This is a genomic window from Synechococcus sp. MU1643, assembly GCF_020514095.1.
Classification (GTDB): domain Bacteria; phylum Cyanobacteriota; class Cyanobacteriia; order PCC-6307; family Cyanobiaceae; genus Parasynechococcus.
The window spans coordinates 207,896-221,230 of record NZ_VTKY01000001.1 but is presented as its reverse complement, the minus strand read 5'-3'; the positions used below and the strand labels follow the sequence as shown (position 1 = coordinate 221,230).

General features: G+C 63.1%; 13 protein-coding genes. 6 read left to right on the top strand and 7 right to left on the bottom strand.

Going from position 1 to position 13,335, the window contains the following annotated elements; genetic code table 11:
* Positions 1-5 precede the first annotated feature (5 nt).
* Positions 6-3,614: a UvrD-helicase domain-containing protein gene (locus FZX09_RS01365; protein WP_226399298.1), complete on the bottom strand. Its 3,609-nt coding sequence runs from the start codon at positions 3,612-3,614 to the stop codon at positions 6-8.
* A 245-nt stretch (positions 3,615-3,859) separates the two neighbouring features.
* Between FZX09_RS01365 and FZX09_RS01360 the strand changes: the two genes are divergently transcribed.
* Complete coding sequence (locus tag FZX09_RS01360) at positions 3,860-4,030, top strand: hypothetical protein (RefSeq protein WP_226399296.1); 171 nt, start codon at positions 3,860-3,862, stop codon at positions 4,028-4,030.
* On the opposite strand, the gene FZX09_RS01355 is transcribed toward FZX09_RS01360, so the two are convergent.
* The 5 genes from FZX09_RS01355 to FZX09_RS01335 form a co-directional block, all read right to left on the bottom strand.
* Positions 4,027-7,272 carry an exodeoxyribonuclease V subunit gamma gene (locus FZX09_RS01355; protein ID WP_226399294.1) on the bottom strand — a complete coding sequence of 1,082 codons (3,246 nt, stop codon included), beginning with the start codon at positions 7,270-7,272 and terminating at the stop codon, positions 4,027-4,029. The genes FZX09_RS01360 and FZX09_RS01355 overlap by 4 nt on opposite strands.
* Positions 7,266-7,886 carry a metallophosphoesterase gene (locus tag FZX09_RS01350; RefSeq protein ID WP_226400314.1) on the bottom strand — a complete coding sequence of 207 codons (621 nt, stop codon included), beginning with the start codon at positions 7,884-7,886 and terminating at the stop codon, positions 7,266-7,268. The genes FZX09_RS01355 and FZX09_RS01350 overlap by 7 nt, the downstream gene beginning before the upstream one ends.
* 67 nt (positions 7,887-7,953) lie before the next feature.
* Positions 7,954-8,289 carry a hypothetical protein gene (locus tag FZX09_RS01345; protein ID WP_226399292.1) on the bottom strand — a complete coding sequence of 112 codons (336 nt, stop codon included), beginning with the start codon at positions 8,287-8,289 and terminating at the stop codon, positions 7,954-7,956.
* Positions 8,289-8,609, bottom strand: a complete 321-nt coding sequence (locus FZX09_RS01340) for an MgPME-cyclase complex family protein (protein ID WP_226399291.1) — start codon at positions 8,607-8,609, stop codon at positions 8,289-8,291. Before FZX09_RS01340 ends, FZX09_RS01345 begins: the two co-directional genes overlap by 1 nt.
* Positions 8,606-9,355, bottom strand: a complete 750-nt coding sequence (locus FZX09_RS01335; protein ID WP_226399290.1) for a pyridoxine 5'-phosphate synthase — start codon at positions 9,353-9,355, stop codon at positions 8,606-8,608. Before FZX09_RS01335 ends, FZX09_RS01340 begins: the two co-directional genes overlap by 4 nt.
* Positions 9,356-9,381: 26 nt before the next feature.
* Here FZX09_RS01335 and FZX09_RS01330 point away from each other — a divergent pair, with 26 nt between their 5' ends.
* From FZX09_RS01330 to grxD, 4 genes are read left to right on the top strand one after another with little or no spacing between them, the layout of a single operon-like run.
* A complete protein-coding gene (locus FZX09_RS01330) occupies positions 9,382-10,137 on the top strand; it encodes a 1-acyl-sn-glycerol-3-phosphate acyltransferase (RefSeq protein WP_226399289.1) in 756 nt (251 codons plus the stop codon).
* 28 nt (positions 10,138-10,165) lie between these two features.
* A complete protein-coding gene (locus FZX09_RS01325) occupies positions 10,166-10,693 on the top strand; it encodes a hypothetical protein (protein ID WP_226399288.1) in 528 nt (175 codons plus the stop codon).
* A gap of 48 nt (positions 10,694-10,741) precedes the next feature.
* A complete protein-coding gene (locus FZX09_RS01320; protein WP_226399287.1) occupies positions 10,742-10,972 on the top strand; it encodes a BolA family protein in 231 nt (76 codons plus the stop codon).
* Positions 10,973-11,010: 38 nt separating this feature from the next.
* Positions 11,011-11,334 (top strand): Grx4 family monothiol glutaredoxin, encoded by a 324-nt coding sequence (gene grxD, locus FZX09_RS01315; protein ID WP_226399286.1) that lies wholly within the window; start codon positions 11,011-11,013, stop codon positions 11,332-11,334.
* A gap of 1 nt (position 11,335) precedes the next feature.
* Here grxD and FZX09_RS01310 read toward each other — a convergent pair whose 3' ends face one another.
* Positions 11,336-11,608, bottom strand: a complete 273-nt coding sequence (locus tag FZX09_RS01310) for a DUF6761 family protein (protein WP_226399285.1) — start codon at positions 11,606-11,608, stop codon at positions 11,336-11,338.
* A gap of 74 nt (positions 11,609-11,682) precedes the next feature.
* Here FZX09_RS01310 and FZX09_RS01305 point away from each other — a divergent pair, with 74 nt between their 5' ends.
* Positions 11,683-12,450, top strand: coding sequence for a response regulator transcription factor (locus tag FZX09_RS01305; protein ID WP_226399284.1), 768 nt, complete (start codon positions 11,683-11,685; stop codon positions 12,448-12,450).
* Positions 12,451-13,335: the final 885 nt, after the last annotated feature.

The window sequence follows — 13,335 nt, the reverse complement described above, 5'->3', positions numbered from 1 at the left end:
CTCCGTCACACCGGCACCTCCCCCAGAGCTCGATCCAGCGCTGCAATGCGATTGAGCGGCACGGGTTCGACAATGCGCCCAGGCCCGACAGCATCCTCTGGAGAAGAAGCCACCGATCCGGGCATCCCCCGTAGGAAGCAGTAGACGTAGCCCCCCAGATGCTGCTCCGGGTCGTAATCCGGCAGCCGCCAACGCAGATGGCGATGCAAAGCCACCAGGTAGAGGTGGGCCTGCAGGGGGTAATGGTGATGCAGCATCTGCTCCTCCATCGCCTCCTGGGAGTAGTGATGCGGACCGCACCGTCCCGGCTCAGCACCGGTGCGTCGTTCACCGATCCAATTGCTCTTCCAGTCAAGAACCCACCAGCGCTTCTGCTGGGGGTCCTGGAACACCAGATCGATTGAACCGGTGAGAAAACCGCGGCTGTTGATCGAGAGCGACGCCAGCGCCGGGCTGTAGGAGCGGCCAAAACGGGCCTTAGTATCACAGCCGAAGGCAGCCACCAGATCAGCCGTGCGCACGTGCTGAACCGGCAGATCAAAACTGAGTTCGGGCAGGCGCTGGTGCGGCCCCAGCCGATCCAGCGACAAAGCACCCAGCGGTCCCCCCAGGGGCGTCTGCAACACCTGCTCCAAACCGATCAACACATCGTTCTGAAGATCGGGATCAAGCCCAGCCCGCCGCAACTCTGCCGTGATCAGGTCGAGCCGTTGGCGAGGCCCAGAGGCCTCCGCCGCAGAGAAGGGGAACTGTTCAAGGATCCGGTGCAGACAGTCCCCGGGCCCGGGCCCGCGCGGGAAGGCCGCCAGCGGCCCCATCTCAGACCATGCCGGTTCTGCACCGGCCAAGATCGATTCCTCGGCGCCGGGATCGGGATCGCGACCTTGCTCGTGGAGCTGAACGTCGTCGGATGAGGCAATCCAGGCCGAGTAGCTGGCCCGGCCCCAACTCCGGTCGATGCGCTTGGGAACCGAACCAAGGGCCAATGGCTCCACCACCAGCGGAGGCCGCCAACGCTTGCCGCTGGGCAGGCTCTCGACCAGGCCATCGATGCTGATCGGAACCTTTCGCGATGCAAGGGCATCGCTCAGCCGCTCATCGGTGAGGCTGTCGATCGCAGCCCCAGCGGCCTCAGCACCGAACAACCAGGCGGGCAAGGGTGAATCCTCCTGGCCGTTGGCCCTGGCCCAGATCAGGATCAACTGGGATTGGGCTCGGGTCACCGCGACATAGGCCAGCCGCTCGGCCTCAGCCGCAGCCTCCTGCTGCGCCTGTTGCGCCGCCTGCCAGCCCTCCCCCCAGTGAACGTCCACTCGCACCAGGCACTCCCCGGAGCGGGGGTCACGCCAGAGCGGACCGGACACCGCTGGGGGGGACTGCCAGAGGTAGGGACAGATCACCACCGGATATTCCAGACCCTTGCTGCGGTGAACGGTGACCACGGCGATGGCACTATCGGCCTGATCGCTGTGGGGCTGGCGGGCCTCTGGCACCGGCTGGCTGGGGTGCAACCGCTCCCGCCGCAACCAATCCGCCGCAGTGGCCACATCCAATCCCTGGCGGTGCATCACCTCCTGCACCAGCCGCGCCGCCTGCTGCAGATCCCCAAGCATCCGACCCCGTTCCGACAGCCCCGCCATCTGTTCACCCTTCAGCAGATCGGCCAGGGCCCCGAGCAGTCCCAGCCGCGGCATCACCTCAGCCAAACCGCGCAACTGCAGAGCCAACTGATCCAGCAGGGCCGGCTGCAGGGCATCGGGCGCGATGTTCATCAGTCCCGAGCAGGCCAGCAAACGCAGGCGGGCGTCATCACCCGGTTCCGCCAGGGCATCCAGGAACCACTGCAACAGCAACGCGGCTTCACTGTCGAGCACATCCCCCTGGGTTACCAGGCGGGTGGGGAGCCCGCAGACCCCCAGGGCCCGGCGCAGATCTTCCGCCTGTTGATGGCGACTCACCAGCAAACAGAGATCTGCTGGGGTGAGGTCCTCCCGTTGCTCCAGTTGCTCCAGCACCATCGCGGCGAGCCGGTGGGGCAACTCTTCCTCCAGGGCACTGCGGCTGGAGGTCGCCTCGGTGGACAGCATCAGCAGTTGCAGTGCCGGGGCGTCCTGGGGTGGGGTGGCGTAGCTACGGGGCTGCACCGCGGGCACCGTCAGTTCGGATCGGGGGAGACCGGGAGCCATCAAGCGGTTCAACCCCTCCATCAGCGGTGCCGTTGTGCGGAAGTTGTCGAGCAGGTGATCGATCCGCTCCACCTGATCCCGCGCTGCCATGTAAGTGGCCAGATCACCACCACGGAAGCGGTAGATCGCCTGCTTGGGATCCCCGACCATCAGCAGCAGGTGGCGTTCACCATCACCAAAAGCTCGCTGCAACAGCCGCCACTGCACGGGGTCTGTGTCCTGAAACTCATCCACCATCACAGCCCTGTAGCGCTGTTGCAGGGGGGCAAGCCAGGCAACAGCGCCATCGCCGGGGTCCATGGCGGCCAACAGGCCGCCAAAGGTGATCACACCGCGGCGGCGACGGCGGCGGTCCAGATCCCGCAGGCCCCGTTCCAGCAGGTACTGCCAAGTGCGCTCGATCGGTACATCCCAGAGCGCCGCAACTGCGGCCTGCAAAGCCGGCGTCACCAGGCTGGGGTCGGTCTCACCGCACTTGCGCGCGACCTTGCACCAACTGCCAGGGTGGAAGTACTCCTTCAGCGGCTTCTCATGGGCGGCAATCTCCAGCAGCGATGGCACTGCGGTCTGCCCATTCAGCCACTGGTTGATCTGCGCGCAACGATCGCTTTTGGGCTTGGCTGAGTAAGGGGTGGTGGGTGCACAGCCCTGGGCTTTCCATTGCTGGGCCGCCTGACGGAACCCGGCATCCAGAGCAACATGATCCCTCTTCCAGAGCGGCACGAAGTCGTCCCAGAGCTGCGCCAGCCAATGCTCCAGCTGTGGGGCGAGGGACTGGCCCAGATCGATCGCGCCATCACCGGCCCGGAACCGCGGCTGCTGTTCGCCATCCAGTTGCGCCAGCCCTCTGCGCAGGGTCTGGGGCGAGAGGCCGCGTTGACGCAACGCCTTGAACTGCTCCGGCGGCAGGCTGTGCAGCTCCTGTTGCCAAAGGTCCTGCACCACCTCGGATTGGAGCGCGGTGGCGTCGGTATCCAGCTGAGGCTCCATCGCCGCAGCGTTGCTGAGCGCCAGACGGCGAAGACTGCGGCGGCAAAAGCCGTGGATGGTGGTGATGTCGGCCCGGTCCAACTGCTCCATGGCCACCAGCAAGCGCCGAATCCACCGCTGACGAGCCTCCCCTGGCTCGCTACCCGCCAGCCACTCCACCAGGACGGGGTCCGGGGCAACAGTCTTCATGCCCTGCTCCAGCTGTTCGAGTCCCTGCAACGCCTGTTGCAGCCGCTGGCCGATGCGGGAGCGCAGCTCTTCGGCCGCTGCATCGGTGAAGGTCACTACCAACAAGGCCTCGAGGGCGTGGTCGGCCTCCGTGATCAGCCGCAGGCAGAGATGCGCCAGGGCAAAGGTTTTGCCAGTGCCAGCGCTGGCCTCAAGCAGGCGGACTCCAGGGCCGAGGGGATAGGTGTTGGCATCGAAGCGCTGGGCCATGGATGGAGTCTGCTTAACTCCGCTCTCAAAACCAGTGTTAACTTCCATTAAGCAGCTAGCGAAAGCTGCGAACTGGACTGGGTGCTGTCACACCCCAGAACTGAAGACGACCTGAGCGAGGGCCTGAAGAACCCTCGCTTTTTTATGGGCTTGTGAACGGATGCAACCCAACCCTTGAGAGAACAGGGGCTTGCGGTGTTGCCGTGCCATCAGGCCAGCACGTTGTGGGAAGCCACCGGCCTGTTGTGACCCACGAACGTCGTCAGAAATTGGCCCAACTGCTGGTGCGCAAGGCAGCAGCAGTTGAAAGCATCAACCAAGAACATCGGGCCTACTTCTTTCGCCATCAGGTAGGCGAGCCCGCGGTGATTTCCAACGAACGCATGCACGAAATGCTCGACGAGCTGTTCGACTAACGCAGCTGCGCCAGAAGGGGGCCGTACAGCAGCTGACACGCCTCCTGGAATCCGGCCTGATCCATTAGTTGCTCCGCAGCGATCTCCGTACCGAAGCAGAGCTGCATCACCGGGGTTGCCCCTTCGTCCTGCCAGGTCTTGCGAAAGTCCTGCTCCCCCGTCCCCGGTTTGCGCCGGTCTTTGACCACCATCTGCCAGCCGCTCTTCGGGGGAACCGGCCAGCAGCGCTCCAGCCCCTGTTGCGCCAGCCGCGCCAGCTGCTGCAGCTGGTCTTCGGCTTCAACCGTCGGCAAGACCGTCCAGCGCAAGTGCACCTCGGCGCCAGCCAACCTGTTGCTGCGCGCCACCACCGCTGAACCGGCGCCAGGAGCCAATCCCTCGGCACACAGCAACAGGTGCTGCAGCCAGCCGCGCATCACCGCCGCGGCCGTGAGCATGCCGGGCTGCACCACCACCTGGGTGTCACCGGCGTAGAGCAGGGGCATCGGCAGGCCGGCGAGTACAGGCACCTCACGCCGGCAGGGACCGAGCGATGCCAGCTGCCGTTGCAGGGCCTGCCAACGCTGCTGTAGTTCCTCCTGCTCAAGGGCCGCACCAGCCCCCGCAGGCAGCACACCCTGGCCCGCCAGCGACGCCGTCCAATCAGGCGCCGATCCAAGAATGAATTGCTCCTCAAGCTCGTGGTTGAGCAGCAGATAGCGCTGCAGCCCCTCCAACTCGAGCGTCTCGAGATCCTCCACTGCCTCAATGCCTTCCCCAGGCCGCAACCCCCGCGCCTTCAACCAGGCCTTCTGGGGCTGCTGCATCCAGGCCAGCAACGCTTCAGGGTCAAGGGCCGGGTCGTCTGCATCTCGTCCGTCGGCCTCGTCATCGGTGAACTCTTGCTGCCAAAGCGATGCCCAGGCCAGCCCCTGGGCATCCTTGGCCGATGCCGAAGCACGATCCAGGCAGCGGCGGGCCTCCAGCTGGCGCCGATCACAGCTGAGCGGCGCCTCAGGCCGGAAATTCTCACGGGAGAGAGGGTTGGCCGCCGGCGTAATCAACAACCCCTCCGTGGAAGCGCCGGCCCGTTGCAACTGCTCCTGCAGCACGGCAAGCCACTGTTCCACCGGCGCAGCAGGCGGTTGGGGCTCTCCGGTGCGCTCAAGCCGCCCACACCAGCTGATCAGCAGATGACGGCGTGCCGACATCAAGGCCTCCAGCAGCACATAGCGGTCCTGATCGCTGCTGCGGGGATCCCCTAGGCGCCGTTGCTGCTCGAGCAGATGAAAGCCAGGACGGCGGCTCGGGCGCGGAAAGTCAGCGCTGTCGAGGCCCATCAAGACCACCACCTTGTGGGGAATCGCCCGCATCGGCTCCAGGGCACTGATGGTGAGGGCGCCACTGCGATGCCCGAAGCGACCGCTGTCCACCGACAAGGCCTCCTGCAACACCTCCAAGGCCACGGCTGCATCGAGGTCCAGGGGGCAGTCATGGGCCCTCAATCGCCACTCCTCCAGGGCCGCCGCCCAGCTCTGCTCCTCATCGGCCCAGGCCCCACCCTCAGCAAAAAGCTCCTGCAACAGGGACTGCAGCAGCTGCACCCAGTCATGGCACCGCCGGGGCTGTCGCAGGCGATCGAGCATGCGCGCCAAATGGTCCAGCAGCGTCCACCAACGCACCAAGCGATCGGGATCTAGCTCCTGCTGGAACGGTGCCGCCCCTGCGGGAGCCAGGCCTGGCTCCACCGGCAGCACCAGCCCCAGCAGCCAACGGTCGAGACACCAACGCAGGCTGTGCACCTCGTCCCCGCCTCGCTCGCGGGCATCCAAGCCCCAGCGGAAACCGCTGCGTTGCAACGTTTGGGTGATCAGCACCGCCTCCTCCGGCATGAGTCCCTGCTGGCCCTGCAGAGCAGGGTTGGCCAGCAAACGTTCCAGCCCCGTGGCGGTGAGGCGTGTCGCAGCCAGCTCCAGCAGCGTGAACATCGCCATCGACAACCCGGGACTGCTCTGCTGACTGCGGTCGGTGAGGCGCCAGGGCAAATCGACACCGATGGCCGCCGTGTCGTTGAACACAGAGCTGAGCAGCGGTGCATAGCGCTCAATCTGCGGCGTCATCACCAGCACGTCGCGGGGCGCGAGATCGGGATCGGCCGCCAACCACTGCAGGATCCGATCACGCACCAGTTGCACCTCCCGCCAAGGACCCGGTGCCGCTTGAAACAGCAGCGACTGATCGCTTGGGTAACGCTTCAGTTCAGGGAGGCTCTCGGCATCCACCAGCTGCTGCTGAAGCTGATCGAGCAGGGTGGGCCGGCGCTCTTCCGCCGCGGCGATCTGCAGGGAACCTGCAAACAGATCCCCCTCGCGTCGCTCCCCCAGCTGCGCTTCACCGGAGCCCTCCAGCAACTGCTGAAATTCGGCGCCCATCCGACCAAGAACGGCCTCCAAGCGCGGCGCCTCCGCCAACCAGCCCCCATCGGGCGGAACCAGCCAGTCATCACCGAGCGAGGCACGTCGACTGCCACAGCGCTGCCACAAATCCGGACACGGGGTGAGCAGGTAGATCTCCACCTCCAGCAGACCAGACAAGGCCTGAATCAGATCCACCTGCACCGGCGCCAGAGCACTGATGCCGAACAGCCGCAGCCGCTCCGGCAGCAGGGCTGGATCAACGTCTCCTCGCCGGAGACGATCAACGGCCTCACGCACCTGCAGGCCAAAGGGAGCTCGGGGCAGCCGTTGGGCCAGCAGTCGCCAGAGCACGGGCTGCCAGTCGTCATCGGGCCGCGGCCGTTTCCACTGCTCCAGTTGATCGGGGCGGTACAAGGCGTAATCGTCCATCGCATCGGCGATGGTTCTGGCCAGCTGCCAGCGGTCCCGCGTCAACCCTGAGGCGGTTCCTTCACGCTGAGTGAGCCAGACCCGCAGCGGCTGGGCGACGGGCTGCTCCAACAACTCCGGCAGCAACTCGAGCACAGCCCACACCAGCTGGCCCGCCCGCCATGGATCGTCCTCCTGCGCGGGGAGATGCAGCACCTGGCGCACCAGCTGCCGCAGGCGACTACCCGGGAAGGGGAACCGCACCAGGGAACTGATGCCATTGGCCATGGCCAGCTGTTCCCCCAGCCATCGGCTGGTGGGCCAGGTGTTGACCATCACCTCCACCGTCTCCAGGGGGCCCGGCTGCTGCTCGATCAACTGACGGGAGAGCAAGCGAGCCAGAAATTCAGCCCTGTTGCTTCGGTAAACCGTCAGCAAGGACCAACTCCAGCCAGCACGGCATCGGTTACGACGCCTTGCACCTGAACGACCGCGTCCGTTTCCGGGCAGTAGGCCGACAAACAACCCCCGAAAACCGCACCGGTGTCGATCAGAACGATCGCGCCGATGTGTTCCACCTGGGGACGCGGGGTATGGCCCACAACAACCTGGCCAAAACGACCGTCATAGGTCTCCCAGAAGGGATCACGAATGGAGAGATCCGGTTGGCCCGCTGCGTCGAACCCGGCATGGGTGGCGCACCAACCGTCACCGCGGTAAACGAGCGGAAGCTGTTGCAGACGTGGCAACCATTGGCGAGCGCTGCTGTCGCCCAACTGGGTATAGGTGGCGTGTTGACTCAAGCAGTCCCGGGATTCCAGGGCATCAATAAGGTCTTGCTCATGGTTCCCGCGCAGCCATGTGGCACTGCCGGCCTGGACCAGGTCCCAGACGAGATCCATCGTTGCCGGAATTGCTTCACCCCGGTTAATCACATCCCCGCAGAAGACCAGATGGTCGTTCGGCGGCAGGCTGGCGAGCAGATGGCAAAGGGGCTGAAGGCAGCCATGCACATCTCCAATCACCCAGTGCCGGTGTCTGCGCAGGTTCAAAGCAACAACCTGGAGATGCGTCAATTCTGATACTCAGCCAGGCAGCGCCGAGAATTGGGAATGCAGATCAGAACAAACCGAGAAAGCGCTTGCGTTCTTTGGCTTGGCTCGGGTCTGGCTTGGGCTTTTCGGGGGTTTCGCGGCGATAGCGGGGTTTGGCATCACCCACGGTGACCAACGGGTCGTTGTTCTTGAACCAGATCCAGTCGCGAATCGGCGGCGTCTCCGTGAGATCCCGGCGGGTTAGCCCCAACCCCAGCTTTGCCGAAGCCCCCAGCAGGATATCCACCATCGCGTCCCCGTCGGCACAGGTGGCCAACGCCTTGTTGGTTTTCTCTGCACCATCGAGGGCCTGCACCAGTAGTGCGATGCGCTGCTGAACGGGAAGGGAACTGGGATTCATCAGACGGCAGCGGCAAGGGCATCGGGGATCCCCGCGGATGGTGCCTCAAAGGCCCCTACAGCCACGTACTCCAAACGCAGTTTGAGGAAGGTGATGAAGGTGGGATCGGTGGACACCACGGCGGCAGCGGGCTGGGGAATAGTTGCCTTGAGCTCAGCCAGCTCGGGGGAAGACAGGAAGGCCGGTTGCTTAACCAGCCAGAAATCGATGGTCTTGCCGGTTTCGGCGTAGTTGCGTTGGCGCTCCCGCAGCACTTCCTCCAACGGCTCCTCCACGGTGAGGAATCGCTCGCTGGCTGCAACGAAGTGATAAGTGGTCATCCGGGCGCCTGTCCGAAAAGGGGATCAAGGCGGGGATTCTGAACCAAGACCTTCATATCCCGCACAGCCTGTTGCAGTCCGACGGCGACTGAGCGGGCCACGATCGTGTGGCCGATGTTGAGTTCCTCCATCCCGGGGATGGCCGCGATGGGCTCAACGTTCTGATACGTGAGGCCATGGCCGGCATTGACCCGCAGACCGAGCTGCCGGGCGATGGCCGTGCCCTCCTGCAAGCGCGCCAGCTCCTGCGGCTGGGTGCTCCAATCGGCATCGGAGTAGCGGCCCGTGTGCAATTCCACCCAGCAAGCCCCCGTGTTTTTGCAGGCCTGAAGCTGGGTGGCCTCCGGATCCACAAAAAGGCTCACCGGAATCCTGGCGGCCTGAAGGGTTTGCACAATGCCGCCCAGGGAAGCCTCTTGTCCGGCCACATCTAGGCCCCCCTCCGTAGTGACCTCCTCCCGCCGTTCGGGCACCAGGGTGACCATGTCGGGCTTGATCCGCAGCGCAATCGCCACCATCTCCTCGGTGGCGGCCATTTCCAGATTGAGGCGGGAGCGAACGTTCTGGCGCAGCAACTCCACATCCCGATCCTGGATGTGACGCCGATCTTCCCGCAGATGAACGGTGATCCCATCAGCCCCACCCAGTTCGGCGATGAATGCCATTGACACCGGGTCTGGCTCGACGGTTCGCCGTGCTTCACGGATGTTGGCGATGTGATCGATATTGACGCCGAGGCTGGCCATGTCGGGGCTGTCGTTGGCCGGATCCTATGCAGCTTTGCCTGAGGGATTTAGGTTCTCAAGCACCGAATTCGATCAGCCCGTTGCAAGCGGCCCTGGCGACACGAGAAAACAGCCTGAGTGTCGGTATCGACAGCTTCTGGGCCCCCCTGGCGATGTTCTCCACCCAGGATCTGGCGCTGCGCTTTCAGTTCCGTGAGCGCCTGGTGCTGAACCCAGAACATCTTCCCCATCAGGGTCCGGTACTGCTGGCGCCAACGCACCGCGCCCGCTGGGATGCCCTGATGCTGCCGATGGCAGCAGGCCGTCGGGTCAGTGGACGCGACTGCCGCTTCATGGTCACCACCACCGAAATGCGTGGGCTGCAGGGCTGGTTTCTGCAACGGCTCGGCTGCTTCCCGGTGGACCAGGGACGGCCCTCGATGACCACCCTGCGTCTTGCCATCGACCTGCTGGCCGACGGGCAGCAGGTGGTGATGTTCCCCGAAGGCAGGATTCACCGGCAGGACGAGGCGATTGAACTGAGGCCTGGCCTGGTGCGTCTGGCCCAACTGGCCCAGAGCCGCGGCGTTTCCGTTCCTGTGGTTCCCGTTGGTTTGGGCTACAGCCAGGCCCCACCACGGCCTTTCAGCCGAGCAGCCATCTGTTTCGGAGAACCGCTCACCGTGCCAGCCAAGGGAGATCGCGAGGCGACGCGGAAATTCAACAGCCACCTCGCTGCTGCAATGCATACGGCTGAACAAGCGGCCCGTGCTGCCGTTGGCCGACCCCTACAAAGCTTCTAAAGTCCGCGCACGTTTTCTTGCTGGTCTCATGGGTTGTCGCACATTGCTGACGACTGCTGCACTCGTGGCAACCCTGGGCGTCACCGCCGCTCCTGGCATCGCCCAAACATCAGCCGAGAACCGCGTTCTGGCTCAGACCCAGGGTGGTTTCAACCCAGCGGCCGTCCGTTCGATGCTTGCCGCAGGGGATGCCGCCGCCAGCCGGGGAGATCTGGCTGAGGCACGGGCCGATTACGACAAAGCCCGCAAAGCCTCCAAGCAACTGCTGGCCTTCTACCGCGACCTGAGTGGTGCCTTCCGCGGGCTGGATGCTCGGATTCCTCGTGAGATGGATACCAAGGGGCGTGAAGCCCTTGAACTGTTGGCTGAAACCAACCTCCGCCTGGCCGCCCTGTTCCGCCGTCAGAACCAGCCCGAAGTGGCTGTTCCAGTGCTTGTCGAGGTGGTCAAGCTGATGACACCCGCCAAACCCCAGGGACAAAAGGCCTATCAGAGCCTGCTGGAACTGGGCTTCGTTGAAACTGAATTCCGGGGCGCATCAGCAGCCGGCCAATGAGCCGGTCTGTCAACATCTGAGCCAGTTCTCCCTTACGTAACCACCGCCATGGTGCAGCCGGATGCCGTTGAAGCAGCGATCCAACAGGTCATTCCCGACGCCAACGTCACTGTTGAAGACCTCACCGGTGGCGGCGATCACCTCCAAGTGACAGTTGTGTCGTCCGCTTTTGCCGGCCTTTCACGCATCCGTCAACATCAAATGGTGTACAGCGCGCTGCAGCAGGAATTGGCCAGCGAAGCGATTCATGCCCTCGCCCTCAACACCTCAACCCCTTAGGACACTGCGTCCGCATAACGCTTTACCCACGCTCAACGATGGACACCTCCACCAAAGCTCGCATCGAAACGCTGGTCGCTTCCAGCCCGATCTTCGTGTTCATGAAGGGCTCCAAGCTGATGCCCCAGTGCGGATTCTCAAACAATGTGGTGCAAATTTTGCACTCCCTCGGTGTGGCATTCGAAACATTCGACGTGCTTTCCGATCCTGAAATCCGTCAGGGAATCAAAGAGTTTTCCAGTTGGCCCACCATTCCTCAGGTGTATGTAAAAGCAGAATTCTTGGGCGGTTCCGACATCCTGATCGAGATGTATAACTCCGGAGAACTTCGCGAAAAGCTGGAAATCGCGCTCGCCAGCTAATTCAATAACCCTGGGGATGACGCATGTACAAGGTGCTCACATCCCCGTCAGGGCCAATGAAGCTGGAGGGATCCATGATCCAGCGATCGATCAATTGCTCAAGGCGATGCTGAGAGCGGGGATCAAGAGTTCCTGACTTTCGCAACGCATGCAGGTAACCATCGGAATACAACCGCAACTCTGAAGGGGTGTGATATCTGGTGGTCAGCTCCTGGCAGGCATCGCAGAGCGACTGAAAATGACGGATGGATTCAGGGTCGTCGAGTGATGTCATGAGATGCAACAGCAGCCGCTGTTACCAGCCTGCAAGGAATTTCGGCTTAGCGTAGGCGCGCCTCGGCCGATCCAGTGACCTCCACTCCCCACGACCTCAAGGCGGAAGCATCTTCAGCCAGCAGCGATCCGGTGGTGATGCCAAGCGCAAACACCGGTCAGGAACCATCTCGGGTGCTGGTGGTCGAGCCACATCCCACCCTGCGCACGGTGCTGGTACAGCGGCTGCGGCAGGATGGTCATCTCACCGCAGCAGTGGCGAGTGCTGCTGAAGCATTGGAGGTCTGTCAAGAACAGTTACCCGATCTGCTGGTGAGTGCAGAACTGCTGGAGCGCAGCTCCGCCCTGCGGTTGGCTGAGCAGCTGCGTTGCCCGGTGATTGTGCTGACCGCACGTGCCGGTGCAGAGCCGGTGGTGGGCCTCTTGGATGACGGTGCCGATGATGTTCTGCGCAAGCCCTTTGGCCTCGAAGAATTGGCAGCTCGATGCCGCACCCTGCTGAAGCGGGGCCACAGCGGCCTGCAGGAACGGGTCACCGTTGGTCCGCTGGAAGTTCATCTACTGCTGCGCCAGGTGACGCTGCGGGAGCAGCCGGTGGAGCTCAGCCCGCGTGAATTTGCTCTGCTTTGTGCCCTGCTGATGCCGCCCGGGCTGGTGCGCAGCCGTCAGGAACTGCTGCGGATGGCCTGGCCTCCATTCAGCGGTGGGCCCCGCTCCGTGGACACCCAGGTTTTGACTCTGCGCCGCAAGTTGGAGCAGGCCGGCCTTGGCGAGGGCGGTGGTATCACCACCGTGCGTCAGCGGGGCTACCGCTTCAGCCTCGACAACCTGCCAGCCAGTTAAGTCGAGTGAATTGATTCCAGTCGGAGACTGGAATTGTGGGGTCAGCGCCAATCAACATCCACCCCAACCCAATCCATTGCCTCGAGCCCTTTAAAGAAGGATTAATTGGTCTTTTGGTGACGAAGGGCCTTCTTCAGCTGGGCCTCTTTGGGCGGGACCAGATGGTGCGACGTCACCCAACCCAATTCACAGAGGTGATTCGAGCAGACTTTGAGCTGAACCGTTCCGCAGGGGAGGTTGGTGAGTTCGGTTGTCATCCCATCGGAGCAACTGGATCGATTCCAACGCCTGAACGAAAGATGGCAACTCCAGACATCTAGACAAAATCAAGAGTTGTCCAAAGGGCCGTCCTCATTGCTTGATCAGCGGAAGCCGGTCAAGATGGTTCTGTCGACACCCGGGAGCCCCCGCCGTGATCGGATTAACCAGGCTGTATTGCAACCAAGGAGAGAGATTTCTCCTCATCGATGTTGCGTCTGAAGACGCCTCCCAAAGGAGCGAAGAGCTGGCCAATGAAGGTTGGGAGATCGAAGCAGCAATACCGGTCTGAATCGTGAAACCGTTTCACTTCCAGATTGGGAGGGAATCGTGGGACCGCACCCCTGGAATTGGGGAGCTGCGCTGGCGTACAAATCCCTCAAATGAGGGAGTTTTTCTCAAACAGGAACGGAGATGGTGTGTTCAGAGAGGAGAACACCATGCTGCCAATGCTCACCATCGCGGTAGCCGTTGCTATCTGGACTCCCATCATCGTTGGCGCATGCAAGTGGGTCGCTGATGCCTGAAAGATGCGTCGGGAAGCCTGATACTTGCCAAGGGCGTCTCTAAGACAGACCGAAAGTCATACAAGACCCATAAAGGAAGGAAGGGTGTGCTGAATGCAGC